General features: G+C 62.7%; 13 protein-coding genes and 1 tRNA gene. 10 read left to right on the forward strand and 4 right to left on the reverse strand.

Annotated features, from left to right (window positions below):
• Position 1 precedes the first annotated feature (1 nt).
• From G8767_RS00220 to G8767_RS00240, 5 genes are read left to right on the forward strand one after another with little or no spacing between them, the layout of a single operon-like run.
• On the forward strand, positions 2-772 hold the full coding sequence (locus tag G8767_RS00220) for an ATP-binding cassette domain-containing protein (protein ID WP_003939830.1): 771 nt from the start codon (positions 2-4) through the stop codon (positions 770-772).
• The gene (locus G8767_RS00225) at positions 769-1812 is read left to right on the forward strand and encodes an ABC transporter permease (protein WP_003939698.1); all 1044 of its coding nucleotides are present in this window, start codon (positions 769-771) and stop codon (positions 1810-1812) included. The genes G8767_RS00220 and G8767_RS00225 overlap by 4 nt, the downstream gene beginning before the upstream one ends.
• A complete protein-coding gene (locus tag G8767_RS00230; protein WP_166809000.1) occupies positions 1809-2858 on the forward strand; it encodes a phosphotriesterase in 1050 nt (349 codons plus the stop codon). Before G8767_RS00225 ends, G8767_RS00230 begins: the two co-directional genes overlap by 4 nt.
• The gene (locus G8767_RS00235) at positions 2851-3603 is read left to right on the forward strand and encodes a glutamine amidotransferase (RefSeq protein WP_166809001.1); all 753 of its coding nucleotides are present in this window, start codon (positions 2851-2853) and stop codon (positions 3601-3603) included. The genes G8767_RS00230 and G8767_RS00235 overlap by 8 nt, the downstream gene beginning before the upstream one ends.
• Complete coding sequence (locus G8767_RS00240) at positions 3600-4226, forward strand: TenA family protein (protein WP_095972099.1); 627 nt, start codon at positions 3600-3602, stop codon at positions 4224-4226. The genes G8767_RS00235 and G8767_RS00240 overlap by 4 nt, the downstream gene beginning before the upstream one ends.
• A 97-nt stretch (positions 4227-4323) precedes the next feature.
• Here the strand turns inward: G8767_RS00240 and G8767_RS00245 are convergent.
• A tRNA-Met gene (locus G8767_RS00245) sits at positions 4324-4397 on the reverse strand.
• A 53-nt stretch (positions 4398-4450) separates the two neighbouring features.
• A complete protein-coding gene (locus G8767_RS00250; protein WP_166809002.1) occupies positions 4451-5161 on the reverse strand; it encodes an FCD domain-containing protein in 711 nt (236 codons plus the stop codon).
• A 98-nt stretch (positions 5162-5259) separates the two neighbouring features.
• Between G8767_RS00250 and G8767_RS00255 the strand changes: the two genes are divergently transcribed.
• The 5 genes from G8767_RS00255 to G8767_RS00275 all read left to right on the forward strand — a co-directional run bounded on the left by G8767_RS00255 (position 5260) and on the right by G8767_RS00275 (position 10037).
• Positions 5260-6009 carry a (Fe-S)-binding protein gene (locus G8767_RS00255; protein WP_166809003.1) on the forward strand — a complete coding sequence of 250 codons (750 nt, stop codon included), beginning with the start codon at positions 5260-5262 and terminating at the stop codon, positions 6007-6009.
• Complete coding sequence (locus tag G8767_RS00260) at positions 6006-7526, forward strand: LutB/LldF family L-lactate oxidation iron-sulfur protein (RefSeq protein WP_166809004.1); 1521 nt, start codon at positions 6006-6008, stop codon at positions 7524-7526. The genes G8767_RS00255 and G8767_RS00260 overlap by 4 nt, the downstream gene beginning before the upstream one ends.
• Positions 7523-8149, forward strand: coding sequence for an LUD domain-containing protein (locus G8767_RS00265; RefSeq protein ID WP_166809005.1), 627 nt, complete (start codon positions 7523-7525; stop codon positions 8147-8149). Before G8767_RS00260 ends, G8767_RS00265 begins: the two co-directional genes overlap by 4 nt.
• Positions 8150-8207: 58 nt before the next feature.
• The gene (locus G8767_RS00270; RefSeq protein WP_095972104.1) at positions 8208-9023 is read left to right on the forward strand and encodes a mycofactocin-coupled SDR family oxidoreductase; all 816 of its coding nucleotides are present in this window, start codon (positions 8208-8210) and stop codon (positions 9021-9023) included.
• A gap of 132 nt (positions 9024-9155) precedes the next feature.
• Positions 9156-10037 (forward strand): sulfurtransferase, encoded by an 882-nt coding sequence (locus G8767_RS00275; protein WP_166809006.1) that lies wholly within the window; start codon positions 9156-9158, stop codon positions 10035-10037.
• A gap of 58 nt (positions 10038-10095) precedes the next feature.
• Here the strand turns inward: G8767_RS00275 and G8767_RS00280 are convergent, their stop codons facing one another.
• A complete protein-coding gene (locus G8767_RS00280) occupies positions 10096-11160 on the reverse strand; it encodes an LLM class flavin-dependent oxidoreductase (protein ID WP_166809007.1) in 1065 nt (354 codons plus the stop codon).
• Positions 11161-11171: 11 nt separating this feature from the next.
• The gene (locus G8767_RS00285; protein WP_166809008.1) at positions 11172-12461 is read right to left on the reverse strand and encodes an O-acetylhomoserine aminocarboxypropyltransferase/cysteine synthase family protein; all 1290 of its coding nucleotides are present in this window, start codon (positions 12459-12461) and stop codon (positions 11172-11174) included.
• Positions 12462-12595: the final 134 nt, after the last annotated feature.

Genomic DNA, 12595 nt, shown 5'->3' on the forward strand with positions numbered 1-12595 from the left:
CATGGCACCTCCACTGATCGAACTCTCGGGCATCACCAAGTCGTACGGACCGGTGAAGTCCCTTCAAGGAGTTGACCTTCGGCTGGCGAAGGGTGAAGTACTCGGAGTGGTCGGCGACAACGGCGCCGGTAAGTCCACGCTGATGAAGATTCTCGCCGGTGCAGTTCAGCACGACGGCGGCGAAATGCGTGTCAACGGTGAACCGGTACGCTTTTCGACGCCGCTCGACGCGCAGCAGAAGAAGATCGGAATCGTCTACCAGGATCTGGCTCTGTGCGACACGCTCGACGTCGCCAGCAACCTGTTCCTCGGCAGAGAACCGCGAAAAGGTCCGTTCCTCGACCGGCACGCCATGCACGAGAAGGCGGCTCACATTCTCGCCGACCTGCATGTCAAGGTGAAATCGACCTACCAGGAGATCGGGCAACTGTCCGGCGGGCAGCGGCAAACCGTCGCGATCGCCCGCGCAGTCTCCTTCCGACCCGACGTACTGATCCTCGACGAGCCCACCGCGGCGCTCGCCGTCGCAGAGGTCGAGTCGGTACTCAAGCTGATCACGGACGTGGCAGCGGCCGGGGTGGGCGTCATTCTCGTGACGCACCGCTTGCAGGATCTGTTCCGCGTGTGTGACCGAATCACGGTCATGTACGAGGGGCAGAGCGTCGACGACGTTCCGATCGGCGACCTGAACATCGAGTCCCTCGTCGGACTCATCACTCGAACTCCGGTGCCGCAACGGACATCGGCAGCAACACAGGGAGCCACGGCATGACCACTCTCGAGAAGACCCAGGCGCCGATCGAGCGCAAGCTCGCCGCGAAACCCTCTTTGTGGGACAGCGTCAACAAACCGACGCTCGCGATGCTGGCGGTGACAGTTGCTGTCGCAGCCGTCTTCTCGGCAACCACGTCGTCATTCCTGACGTTCACGAACCTGTCGAACTTGGCGACCCAGATCGCTCCGGTTCTGATCATCGCGGTGGCAATGACTTTCGTGATCACGGCCGGTCAGATCGACCTGTCCGTCGGTGCGATCGTCGCGTTCGTCGCGGCAATGAGTGCCGAGCTGATCCAGGCCGGCGTCGATTCGTCCCTGGTCTTCGTCGCCGCCCCGGTGATGGGTGCGGCCTGGGGCCTGGTCAACGGGTGGCTCGCCGCCTATCAGGGCATTCCGCCGTTCATCGTGACTCTGGCGACGATGTCCGTCATCCGCGGTATCGCGCTGTACCGGACCGAAGGGTTCTCCGTTCCGGTCCCGGCCGACACCTACTTCGCGAAGCTCGGAACTGCGGAGTTCCTCGGGTTCTCCGCCAGCGCCTGGATTGCTCTCGTCGTCGTGGTCATCGGAGCAATTGCGCTCAACCGCATGCGTTTCGGACGTTACGTCACCGGCATCGGCTCCAACGTCGAATCGGTACGACGGTCCGGCGTCAACACGCGTCGCGTGCTCATGATGACGCTCGTCTTCACCGGCCTGGCTGCCGGCATCGCGGGACTGCTGATCGCGGCTCGACTGGGCTCGGGATCGGCCAACTCCGCAACGGGATTCGAGCTCACCGTGATCACCGCGGTGGTTCTCGGTGGCACCAACCTCTTCGGCGGTCGCGGCACGGTGATCGGTACCGTCATCGGCGCCGTCCTGACCGGCATCATCGCCAACGGGCTGACCTTGCTCGGCGTGAGCCCGTTCCTGACGCCGATCATCACCGGTGTCGTTCTGCTTCTGGCCATCTGGATCAACATGCGCGGACACACACTGAGTGCGCTGTGGCGACACCTGCAGTCTGCACCCTCGGGGCCTGCACGCTCATGAGCAAGGTTCGTACCGTCACGGGAACTGTGGACAGCTCGGAACTCGGACTGGTTCTCCCACACGAACATCTGCACAACGACGTCACCGGTGCGTACACCGAGGCCCCGGATCCGGTTGTGGCGCAGCGGTTGGCCGGTCCGGTACGCGTCGAGGATGCCTGGCTTCTTCACGACAATCCGTACTACAGTCTCGACAATTGTCGAGTCGACGACGCAGCGGCCGTGGTGGAAGACCTTGCGGACTTCGCCCGCCTCGGTGGTCGGACGATCGTCGATCTGACGCCGCCGGGACTGGGCCGGGCGCCGGAGAAGCTGGCGGAGTTCTCGCGCACGTCAGACGTGCGAGTGATCATGGGTTCTGGCTGGTACCTCGAGACGACCCATCCGGTCGAGGTTCACGAACTCGGTGTCGACGATCTGGCGGGCTCGCTCGTCGCGGAGTTCGATCCGGCAAAGGAATTGGCTCCGGGAGTGATCGGGGAGATCGGTATCTCCCCGCTCTTCACTCAGAACGAGGCGAAGGCCTTGCGTGCGGCGTGCATCGCTCAGCGTGAGGTGGACGTGCCCCTGTTCGTCCACCTTCCAGGGTGGCAGCGCGTCGGACATCATGTTGTCGACATCGTGGTCGACGAGATGGGCGTCGATCCGCAGGCCGTAGTTCTGTGCCACATGGACCCGTCGGGGCACGACGCCGACTACCAACGATCGCTCGCCGACCGCGGAGTCTTTCTCGAGTTCGACATGATCGGGATGCCTTTCGATTTCCCCGGCGAGGGTCTCTCTCCGCATCCGGCGGAAACAGCCAGTGCGGTAGCCGGATTGGTCACCTCCGGTCACGCATCACAACTCTTGCTCAGTCACGACCTCTTCCTCAAATCAATGCTCAGAAAGCACGGCGGAAACGGATTCTCCTACGTACCACTCGCCTTCGCCGCCCGGTTGGTGCGCGCAGGCGTAGATCCCCAGCAAGTGTCCGCACTGATGCGAGACAACCCGAGGTCGCTCTTCGAGCAGGCCGCGAAAGGAAACAGAAGCAGTCATGGGTAAACGAGTACTGATTGCCGGCGAGAGCTGGATGACGACGTCGACGCACGTCAAGGGCGTCGACGAGTTCAGTGTCCATTCCTACGTCGAGGGAGTCGGTCCGCTTCGGGATGCGCTCACCTCACGTGGCCACGACGTGACACACATGCCCGCACACCTGGTGCCGACGCAGTTCCCCGGCACCGCAGAAGCATTGTCCCAGTTCGACGTCGTCGTTCTCTCCGACATCGGAGCGAACTCGCTGCAGTTGGCTCCCGGTGTGTTCGACCAGTTCCGCGCCGGCGAGGATCGCCTTGTCGCGCTTCGTGACTGGGTCGGTGCGGGTGGCTCGCTGATGATGATCGGTGGCTACCTCTCGTTCTCCGGATTCCAGGCGCGAGCAGCTTTCCGGCAGACCGCGATCGCCGAGGTATTGCCTGTGACGATGCTGGCCGAGGACGATCGCGTCGAGACACCGGCCGGGATCGTTCCCACCGTCGTCGATGCTGCTCACCCGGCTCTCGGTGGTGCCGGGGATTCGTGGCCGGCGCTCCTGGGATACAACCGCGTCGTCGCAAAAGACGGTGCTGCGGTTCCCGCCACCATCAACGGCGATCCGCTTGTCGCTGCGGGTGAATACGGCGCCGGACGGTCGATCGTCTTCACCTCGGACTGCTCTCCGCACTGGGCTCCGCCGGAGTTCTGTGAGCAGTGGCCCGGATACACCGACCTGTTCGACGGCTTGATCAGTTGGGTCGCCGGCGAATGAGTCGGTCCTCAGACCTGCTCGCGCGGCAGCAGAGCAACCTCGCTGCCGCGCGGGCGGTTCCATTCATCGAGGACACCATCGGCGGGACGTTGAGTGATGAGGGATTTCGCCGGTACCTCGTGATCGAAGAGGCATTCGTACTGACGGCCGTCAAGGTGCTGGGGTTGGTGGTCGCCGAATCCCCGACGCTCGACGACGCGCTCGACCACGTGACGTCGATGTCCAACCTGGTCGGCGAACAGCGCGAGTATTTCGCGCAGTTGCGTTCCCGCTTCCCCTACGAGGGGGACGCAGCGGCTCTGGTCGAGGAGTCGGCCGTGCTGTCCACCCATGCCTTGACCCTGGCTCGCGAAGAGGGCAGGGCGGCAGCCCTGGTGGGCATGTACGCCGCGGAAACCCTGTATCTGTCGTGGTGCCGGGAGGCGGCGGCAGTGAAGGTAGAGCGCGAACCGGCGTTGCAGGACTGGGTGGACATGCATGTCGCTCCGCCGTTCGTGTCCCAGGTGGCGGTATTGGCGTGCGAAGTCGACGCCATGCCCGAGTCCGTCACTGACGAGGACCTGGATCGGTGGTTCTCCGGCATGCTCGCCGCGGAGATCGATTTTCACAACGTGGCGGTGTGAACCACGGCTGTGCGCCTTTATTAACCCCCGGCGGTTAATAAAGGCGCACAGCAAAAGGCCCGTAGGTCGCTTTCGCAACCTACGGGCCTCTTCTTTGTAGCGGGGACAGGATTTGAACCTGCGACCTCTGGGTTATGAGCCCAGCGAGCTACCGAGCTGCTCCACCCCGCGTCGGTGTGAAACCAACAGTACACGACTTCTGGAGGTGCAATTACCACCCCCTGTCACCGGCTGGAGTGAGCGCTTTCCGAGTAGTAACCGCGGATGTGGCCGACTATGCGCTGACGTGCGAGTTCGCCGTCACCCGCGTTGACCGCATCGATCAATCCTCGGTGTTCGTGACGTAGACGCGTGCAGGTACTCGGCCAGCTGTCGATCTGGACGCCCGCGAGAACGTAGGACTCGATGGACTCGCGCAGGCCGGTCATCATGGCTGCGATCACCTGATTGCCCGCCGCGTCGGCGAGCGCCACGTGGAACTGCGCGTCGAGTAGCAGGAATTCCTCGGCCGAGAGAGCTGCGTAGTCCATCGAGTCGAGCAGTTCGACAGCGGCGCTGAGGTCAGGGGCCGGGGTTCGCGATGCCAGGGACTGCATCACCTCGGATTCGAGCACGAGTCGTGTCTTCACCACGTCCGAGACCGGAAACCCTTGTGCTGCAACCTGCATTCGCATCAGCATGGTCATGCCGCCGGTCGGTTTGGCCACGATCATCGCTCCGGACGTCGGGCCGGATCCCGTCTGCGCTTTCAGCAGGCCGAGAGCTTCCATAACGCGCAGGGCCTCGCGGACCGATGACCGTCCGACGCCCAGTTCGGCCGCCAGAATTCTCTCTCCCGGAAGCCGCTGGCCTGGAGAGACCTCGCCTGAAACGAGCCGACGTTCGAGATGACTCAGTACTTGTTCCCACGCTCGCGGGCCCGGCTCGGTCGGCATGAGGCAAGAGCATAACCGGGTGGGCGTCGTTTATGGGGTGGCCTGTCCAGGGATGTATTACTGTGGTCAGACCACACCGACAGATTGCGGGGATCCACATGCGCGTAGCGCTGTTCGCCACCTGCATCGGGGACACGATGTTTCCCGACGCCGCCAAGGCCACCGCCCTCCTGCTGACCCGTCTCGGGCACGACGTCGTATTTCCGTCCGGGCAGACCTGCTGCGGGCAGATGCACGTGAACACCGGCTACCAGCCAGGTGCGCTGCCGCTGGTCGCGAACTACGCCGACACCTTCGGTGACACGTCGATCGACGCCGTTGTCGCACCGTCGGGATCGTGCGTCGGTTCGATCCGCCATCAACACGAGATCGTCGCCGAGCGTTACGGCACCGCCTCGCTGTGTGGACAGGTGCAGACCGTGAAGGCAAAGACGTACGAGCTTTCCGAATTCCTCGTGGACGTTCTCGAGGTCACCGATGTGGGCGCGTACTTCCCGCACCGGGTCACCTATCACCCGACCTGTCACTCACTGCGCATGCTGAGGGTGGGAGACAAACCACTTCAGTTGCTGCGCAACGTCCGCGACATCGATCTGGTCGAACTCCCCGAAGCAGATTCCTGCTGCGGCTTCGGTGGCACGTTCGCCATCAAGAATGCCGAAACGTCGACGGCCATGCTGGCGGACAAGATTCGCCACGTCGCGGACACCGGCGCCGAATTCTGCAGCTCCGGAGATTCCTCCTGCCTCATGCACATCGGCGGCGGGATGTCGCGACTGCAGATGGGCGCCAAGACCATTCACCTCGCGGAGATTCTGGCGTCGGTGGAATGCCGGGTGCACGCATGAGCGCGGTGACGCTGGGTCTGCCCAGCTTCCCGCCGAGGTCACCCGAAGGTGCAGGATTCCTGCGAGGTACTGAGAAGTTCCCGGTCGCAGCACATCACGAGCTGGCCAACGCGCAACTGCGACGCAATATCGGCAAGGCGACGCACACCATCCGTGCCAAGCGCATCAACGTGACCGGCGAGCTTCCCGATTGGGAAGAGCTGCGTGACGCGGGTTCGGCGATCAAAGCCGACGTCATGGCGCGGTTGCCGGAACTGCTCGAACAGTTCGAAGCTGCAGTCATCGCGCGCGGTGGGCAGGTGCATTGGGCAGCGGATGCCAACGAGGCCAACGCCATTGTTACCGAACTTGTCAAGGCCACCGGCACCGACGAGGTCATCAAGGTCAAGTCGATGGCAACGCAGGAGATCGGGCTCAACGAGCATCTCGAAACCCAGGGCATCACCGCCTACGAGACCGATCTCGCGGAATTGATCGTCCAGCTCGGCCACGACAAACCGTCGCACATTCTGGTTCCCGCCATCCATCGCAACAGGTCCGAGATTCGAGAGATATTCCTTCGTGAGATGCCAGATGTCGATCCGAACCTCGGGGAGAATCCGGCCGAGCTCGCCGCAGCCGCACGAAAATTCCTGCGCCACAAGTTCATGACGACGCCGGTCGCAGTCTCCGGCGCCAACTTCGGTATCGCGGACACGGGAACACTGACCGTCGTGGAGTCGGAGGGCAATGGGCGAATGTGCCTGACGCTGCCGAAAACGCTGATCACCGTGATGGGCATCGAGAAGATTCTGCCGACGTATCAGGATCTGGAGGTCTTCCTTCAATTGCTGCCGCGGTCGTCGACGGGGGAGCGGATGAACCCGTACACCTCCATGTGGACCGGAGTGACGCCCGACGACGGTCCACAGGAGTTCCACCTGATCCTCCTCGACAACGGCCGGACCGCCGCGCTTGCCGACAAGATCGGGCGGGAAGCCCTGAGTTGCATACGGTGCTCGGCGTGCCTGAACGTGTGCCCGGTCTACGAGCGCACCGGTGGTCACGCTTACGGATCGACCTATCCGGGGCCGATCGGCGCGGTGCTGACTCCGCAGCTCGCGGGCATGCATGGCAAAGACGATCCCAACTCGACGCTTCCTTTTGCCTCGAGTCTGTGCGGTGCGTGCTTCGACGCCTGCCCGGTCAAGATCGACATACCGTCTCTTCTGGTCGAATTGCGCCACCAGAAGGTCGAGCAATCCGGTGTCACGGCAGAGTCTTTGGCGATGAAAGCCGCCTCTATTGCGATGTCGACCGAGGGCCGATGGACCCTCGCGCAGAAAGCCGCCGGGATCGGACGCGTCGTGGCCGGTAAGAAGGGGAAGATCTCCACCTTGCCACCCCCACTGAACGGTTGGACAGCTGCCAGAGACATTCCCGCACCACCCAAGCAGACCTTCCGATCCTGGTGGGACTCCGACGAAGGCCGCGCGGCATTGGACGAGGCTAGTCGCGACGGGAAGGCAGACAGATGAATTCACGCGAGTTGGTACTCGGACGCATTCGTGATGCCATCACCTTGGCGCCCGCCCGTGAGAGCGAGATACCGCGAAACTACCGGACTGGCAGAACCATGTCCGACGGGGAACTCATCGATTTGTTCGTCGACCGTTTGGTGGACTACAAGGCGCACGTTCACCATTGCGCTGCAACAGAAATCGCCGAGGTCGTCACCTCGATACTGACGGCACAGGGGCTACGCACATTGGGAATCCCCGCCGGCCTCGACCGATCGTGGGTAGCCGGATTCGACGGAACGCTGGTGGTGGACCGCCCTGACGTACCGGCTCCTGAACTCGAGAACCTCGACGCCGTTGTCACCGGCTCGAAGGTCTCCTGCGCCGAAACCGGCACCATCTTCCTCGACGCCGGTCCATCGCAGGGCCGCCGTGCGTTGACGCTGGTACCGGACACACACATCTGCGTCCTGTATCGCAGCAGTGTGGAAGTGGGAGTGCCGGAGGCGATTGCGAAGTTGACGCCGGAGCGCCCCACCACCATGATCAGCGGCCCGTCGGCGACCTCCGACATCGAACTCGAACGCGTCGAAGGTGTCCATGGTCCGAGGAATCTTCACGTCGTCATCGTGGAGGACTGATTCCCGTCGAGCGGGAACGCGGAGGCAACTGGCTACATCAGCGTCTAACGTCCCGGCCATGACACAACTCTTGGCAGGCAAGGTCGTTTTCATCACCGGTGCAGCGCGGGGTCAGGGACGCAATCACGCGATCCGACTCGCGCAGGAAGGTGCACACGTCATCGCTGTCGACGTGTGCGCGTCGGTGTCCGAAGACGTGGGTTACGCGGCCGCGACTGAAGCCGACCTCGAAGAAACGGCTCGTCTCGTACGAGCGGAGGGGCGCGAGATCGTCACCGCTGTAGCGGACGTCCGCGACCTCGAGGCGCTGCGGGCGGCGGTGGCGTCGGGCGTCGACAGGTTCGGTCGCCTCGACGTCGTGATCGCCAATGCGGGCATCGCAACGTGGAACCGTTTCTGGGAGATGCCGGAAGAGCAGTGGTCGACGCTGGTGGACATCAATCTCAATGGTGTCTGGCGCACGATGGCAGCCGCAGTTCCTGCAATGATCGAAGCCGGCAACGGCGGTTCCATCGTGATTGTGAGCAGTGCCGCCGGCGTTGCCGAAGCGCCCGGCTGCGCGCACTACTCGGCGGCCAAGCACGGCCTCGTTGGTTTGGCACGCACCGCGGCAACGGAATTGGGCGGCTTCGACATTCGAGTCAACAGCATCCACCCCGGCGCGGTGGAGACCGAGATGGGCAACGATCCCAACGTCGGTAAGGTACTCACCGCTCATCCGGAGTACATGAACTCGTACAAGTGGCCGCTCACGTCCGTCCCGCGCACCACCGTCGAGGACATCTCCAACGCCGTGGTCTATCTCGCGACAGATCTCTCAAGGGCGGTCACCGGGACGAAGATCGTCATCGACATGGGCCAGACGATGGCGTAGTACACCTGTGGCGGCGTAATCGTCGGTATCCCTGTCAAGGTTTTATGTCAGTAGCGAGCGTCTCGGTGGCGTGCGTCGTCAAATTGGCTAGCGTGACAAAGGAAGTCGACCACTTCTTACCCCGAGGAACTGATGACTACTCAAAACCTGCCTGCCCTTGTCGATGTCGCGTGGCTGAAAAGTCGCATCGTCGATCAGAACCTGGTCGTGGTGGATGCAACCACCCATCTGCCGGTTCCCACCGACGGTCCGTACATTCCTGAGTCCGGCGGCGCCTCGTACCGGACCGCCCATATCGAGGGTGCGCTGTTTGCTGACCTGTTGACCGACTTTGCTGATCCGGACAGCAGTGACGCGTGGACCGTCCCGAGTTCGGAACGATTTTCCGCGGCAGCCGGTGCCCTCGGCATCGGTGACGGCGCAACTGTGGTGGTGTACGACCAGCACGACGGCTTCTGGGCTACTCGCCTGTGGTGGCACCTCCGTCTCGAAGGTTTCGATTCGGTGGCGGTTCTCGACGGCGGCTTGCGTGCGTGGCAGGCTGCGGGACTGCCCGTGACGGACACCGAGTCAACCGCGACTGTTCGCACGTTCACCGGCGTCCGTAGGCCGGAGTTGTTGCGTTCGACCGAGGAGGTGGCCGCGGCACTCGACGACTCCGACACCATCCTGGTCAACGTGCTCGATCCGGCCACGTACCGAGGTGAAACCAGCACGTACGCCCGTCCCGGCCACATCCCGGGCAGCGTGAATCTTCCTGTCTTCGAGGTGCGTGACCAGGAAACAGGCGAGCTTCGCTCGGTTGAGGATCTGCGAGCCCTTTTCGACGCGGCAGGACTCCTCGATACGACCAAGAAGGTTGTCACCTATTGCGGCGGCGGCATCGCAGCCACCGGAGTTGCGCACGCTCTGGCCTTGGCCGGCCGTGAAGACGTCGGAGTCTATGACGGGTCACTGACGGCGTGGGCAGGAAATTCTGATCTGCCGTTGGTCACCGGACCCTCACCGCGCTGACAAAGACGAAAGGGCGTCTACTCGCACACTGCGAGTAGACGCCCTTCGCGTTGCAGGATCACACGGACAGTGACTGCTTCAGTTCAGGGACCAATGGAAAGACCTGCGTCGCTATGCGCTCGAGTTCTTCGTGGGCTGGGGAAGTTTGAATCAGGAGAAGGGTCAGGCCGGCGTCCTGGTATGCGCGGATCTTCTCGGCAACCTGTTCCGGGGTGCCGACGAGGTCCGGGCGTAGTCCGCGGGTGCCGACGGAATACTCGCGTCTGGACACCTCGACGTCGAGTTCGGAGTTCGCGACGAACTCTTCGAAAGACGCGTAGCCAGGTGAATCGGGATCGACTGTGGTGATGCGCTCGAGTTCGGCGCGTGCCTCGGTTTCGGTGTCGCGGACGATGATGTAGGTGGACATGCCGAATTCGGCCATGTCTCGCTGGTGGATTCGCTGTGATCGGGCGTTCATGTCCGCGATCTTCGTGCGGACCTCATCGACGGTCCCGCCGTGCAGGACGTAGGAGTCGGAGAAGCTTGCGATGGATTCTCGGCCGCTCTCGCTCTCACCACCTGCGAAGATCGGGGGACGAATGCCGGGTTTGGGGGACAGGATCGAATCACGCACCGAGAAGTGCTCTCCTTGATAGCTGAAGGGCGTGTGTTTCCACAGACCACGGAGAATGTCGACGAATTCGGTGGCTTGGCGGTACCGATCGTCGTGGCGCGTGAAGGCGCCGCCGTACTGACGTGCCTCCTCTTCCCACCAGGCTGCAACGACATTGAGAGCGAACCGGGCGTCGCCGAGTTCGGTTGTTCCGGCGATGTCGGTGATCGTCGCGGATTCCTTGGCCGTCACCGCCGGCAGGTGGAATCCCGGGCGCACGGCCGTCATGACCCGAAGTTGTTCTGTGACAGCCAGAACAGCCGACGAGAGTGACCAAGCCTCGAGGCTTGGGGCTTCGATTCCTTTGCGATCGTTGAGATAGAGTTCAGGTACGAGCGTTGTGTGATAGCCGAGGCGGTCGGCGAGCTGTGAGAGCTTCTTGACGTACTCCCACGTTGCGGGCATCTGCTCGTCGCCGAGGTTACGTAGGAAGCCGCCGTAAATGGGTGTCCAGTAGCCGAAGTGCATGTCATTCCTTCTCAGATGGCGTCGAGTGATGCGCGCAGATCATCGACGAGGTCGTCGACATTCTCCAATCCGATCGACAATCGGATTGTGCTGTAGCCGAATCCGGCCTGTTCTCGTTGGGCGTCGTCGAGGTGGCTGTGGGTGGTGGTGGCGGGATGGACAACCAGCGAACGCGCGTCTCCGATGTTGGCGACTATGGCAAACAGTTGCAGCGAGTCGACGAACTTCGCGATCTTCGAGTCGTCCACGTCGAGATCGAAGGAGAATACCGAGCCTGCTCCGCGGGGCAGGTATCGCTGGGCGGCGTTGTGCCATCTGTTATCCGGCAGACCCGGGTAATTGACCTGGGAGACGGCAGGGTGTGCGTCGAGGAAGCGTGCGATCTCCAGGGCTGAACCCACTTGACGGTCCAGTCGAAGGTCGAGTGTTTCCAAACCTTGCAGCAGCTGAAAGGAATTGAACGGTGACAACGCCGGACCCAGATCGTGGACGATCTTCGTCTTCGCGTAGACGAGATAGGCGCTGCGTTCGCGACCGAACTCTTCCCACAGGACCAGATCGCCGATGCGAGGATACGGTTCGGTGAACTGGGGCCATCGCTCGGGTTGTGCGCCGAAGTCGAAGGTTCCGAGGTCCACGATGACACCGCCGAGCGAGGTACCGTGTCCGCCGATGAACTTGGTGGCAGAGTACACGGCGATGTCCGCGCCGAAGTCCCTCGGACGCAGCAGATACGGAGTTGCGATCGTATTGTCGACGATCAGTGGAACGCCGACGTCGTGAGCGATGTCTGCCACGGCTGAGACGTCGAGCACGGACGCGATGGGATTGCCGATCGTCTCGGCGAAGAATGCTCGGGTATCGGGACGGGCCGCGTCACGCCAGGCCTCGAGATCGTCCTGATCGACGAGGGTGACGTCGATCCCGAAGTCCGCGAAGGTGTCCGTGAGGAGATCGACTGTTCCGCCGTACAACTGGCGCGCGGCAACGACGTGCTGCCCTGCCTTGGCGAGGGTCAGGAGTGCAACCGCAACGGCAGCTTGCCCGGACGCAGTTGCCAGTGCCGCGACACCGCCGTCCAGGTCGGCGAGACGTTTCTCGAACACGGCCTGTGTCGGGTTCCCGGTGCGGCTGTACAGGTTTCCCGTGCGGCGCAGAGAGAAGATGTCCCGTGCCTGCTCGAAGCTGCCGAAGTCGTAGGCAACCGATTGGTAAATCGGGGGAATGGCGGTGTTCTGCGCAGTTCCGGGTTGGTAACCAGAGCGGACCTGCCGGGTTGCGAACCCTGTGGTCTCGGACATCGGTATGGCTGTCCCTTCGTTGATCGTGCAGTGGGCGCTGTCGGTGAATCACAAACCAGATATGTTCGGAACAAAACACGAAGCGGTGAGCAATTGCACCCGTTTTGTTCGGGGTGAGCCTTAGTCTTGTTCGC

The organism is Rhodococcus sp. IC4_135 (genome assembly GCF_011602025.1).
Classification (GTDB): Bacteria; Actinomycetota; Actinomycetes; order Mycobacteriales; family Mycobacteriaceae; genus Rhodococcus_F; species Rhodococcus_F baikonurensis.

Bases quoted from the DNA above. Each gene is read 5' to 3' on its own strand.
- G8767_RS00255 (WP_166809003.1), top strand. From the start codon at position 5,260: ATGCGCGTAGCGCTGTTCGCCACCTGCATCGGGGACACGATGTTTCCC.
- G8767_RS00240 (WP_095972099.1), top strand. From the start codon at position 3,600: ATGAGTCGGTCCTCAGACCTGCTCGCGCGGCAGCAGAGCAACCTCGCT.
- G8767_RS00265 (WP_166809005.1), top strand. From the start codon at position 7,523: ATGAATTCACGCGAGTTGGTACTCGGACGCATTCGTGATGCCATCACC.
- G8767_RS00250 (WP_166809002.1), bottom strand. From the start codon at position 5,161: ATGCCGACCGAGCCGGGCCCGCGAGCGTGGGAACAAGTACTGAGTCAT.
- G8767_RS00220 (WP_003939830.1), top strand. From the start codon at position 2: ATGGCACCTCCACTGATCGAACTCTCGGGCATCACCAAGTCGTACGGA.
- G8767_RS00230 (WP_166809000.1), top strand. From the start codon at position 1,809: ATGAGCAAGGTTCGTACCGTCACGGGAACTGTGGACAGCTCGGAACTC.
- G8767_RS00270 (WP_095972104.1), top strand. From the start codon at position 8,208: ATGACACAACTCTTGGCAGGCAAGGTCGTTTTCATCACCGGTGCAGCG.
- G8767_RS00235 (WP_166809001.1), top strand. From the start codon at position 2,851: ATGGGTAAACGAGTACTGATTGCCGGCGAGAGCTGGATGACGACGTCG.
- G8767_RS00285 (WP_166809008.1), bottom strand. From the start codon at position 12,461: ATGTCCGAGACCACAGGGTTCGCAACCCGGCAGGTCCGCTCTGGTTAC.
- G8767_RS00275 (WP_166809006.1), top strand. From the start codon at position 9,156: ATGACTACTCAAAACCTGCCTGCCCTTGTCGATGTCGCGTGGCTGAAA.
- G8767_RS00225 (WP_003939698.1), top strand. From the start codon at position 769: ATGACCACTCTCGAGAAGACCCAGGCGCCGATCGAGCGCAAGCTCGCC.
- G8767_RS00280 (WP_166809007.1), bottom strand. From the start codon at position 11,160: ATGCACTTCGGCTACTGGACACCCATTTACGGCGGCTTCCTACGTAAC.
- G8767_RS00260 (WP_166809004.1), top strand. From the start codon at position 6,006: ATGAGCGCGGTGACGCTGGGTCTGCCCAGCTTCCCGCCGAGGTCACCC.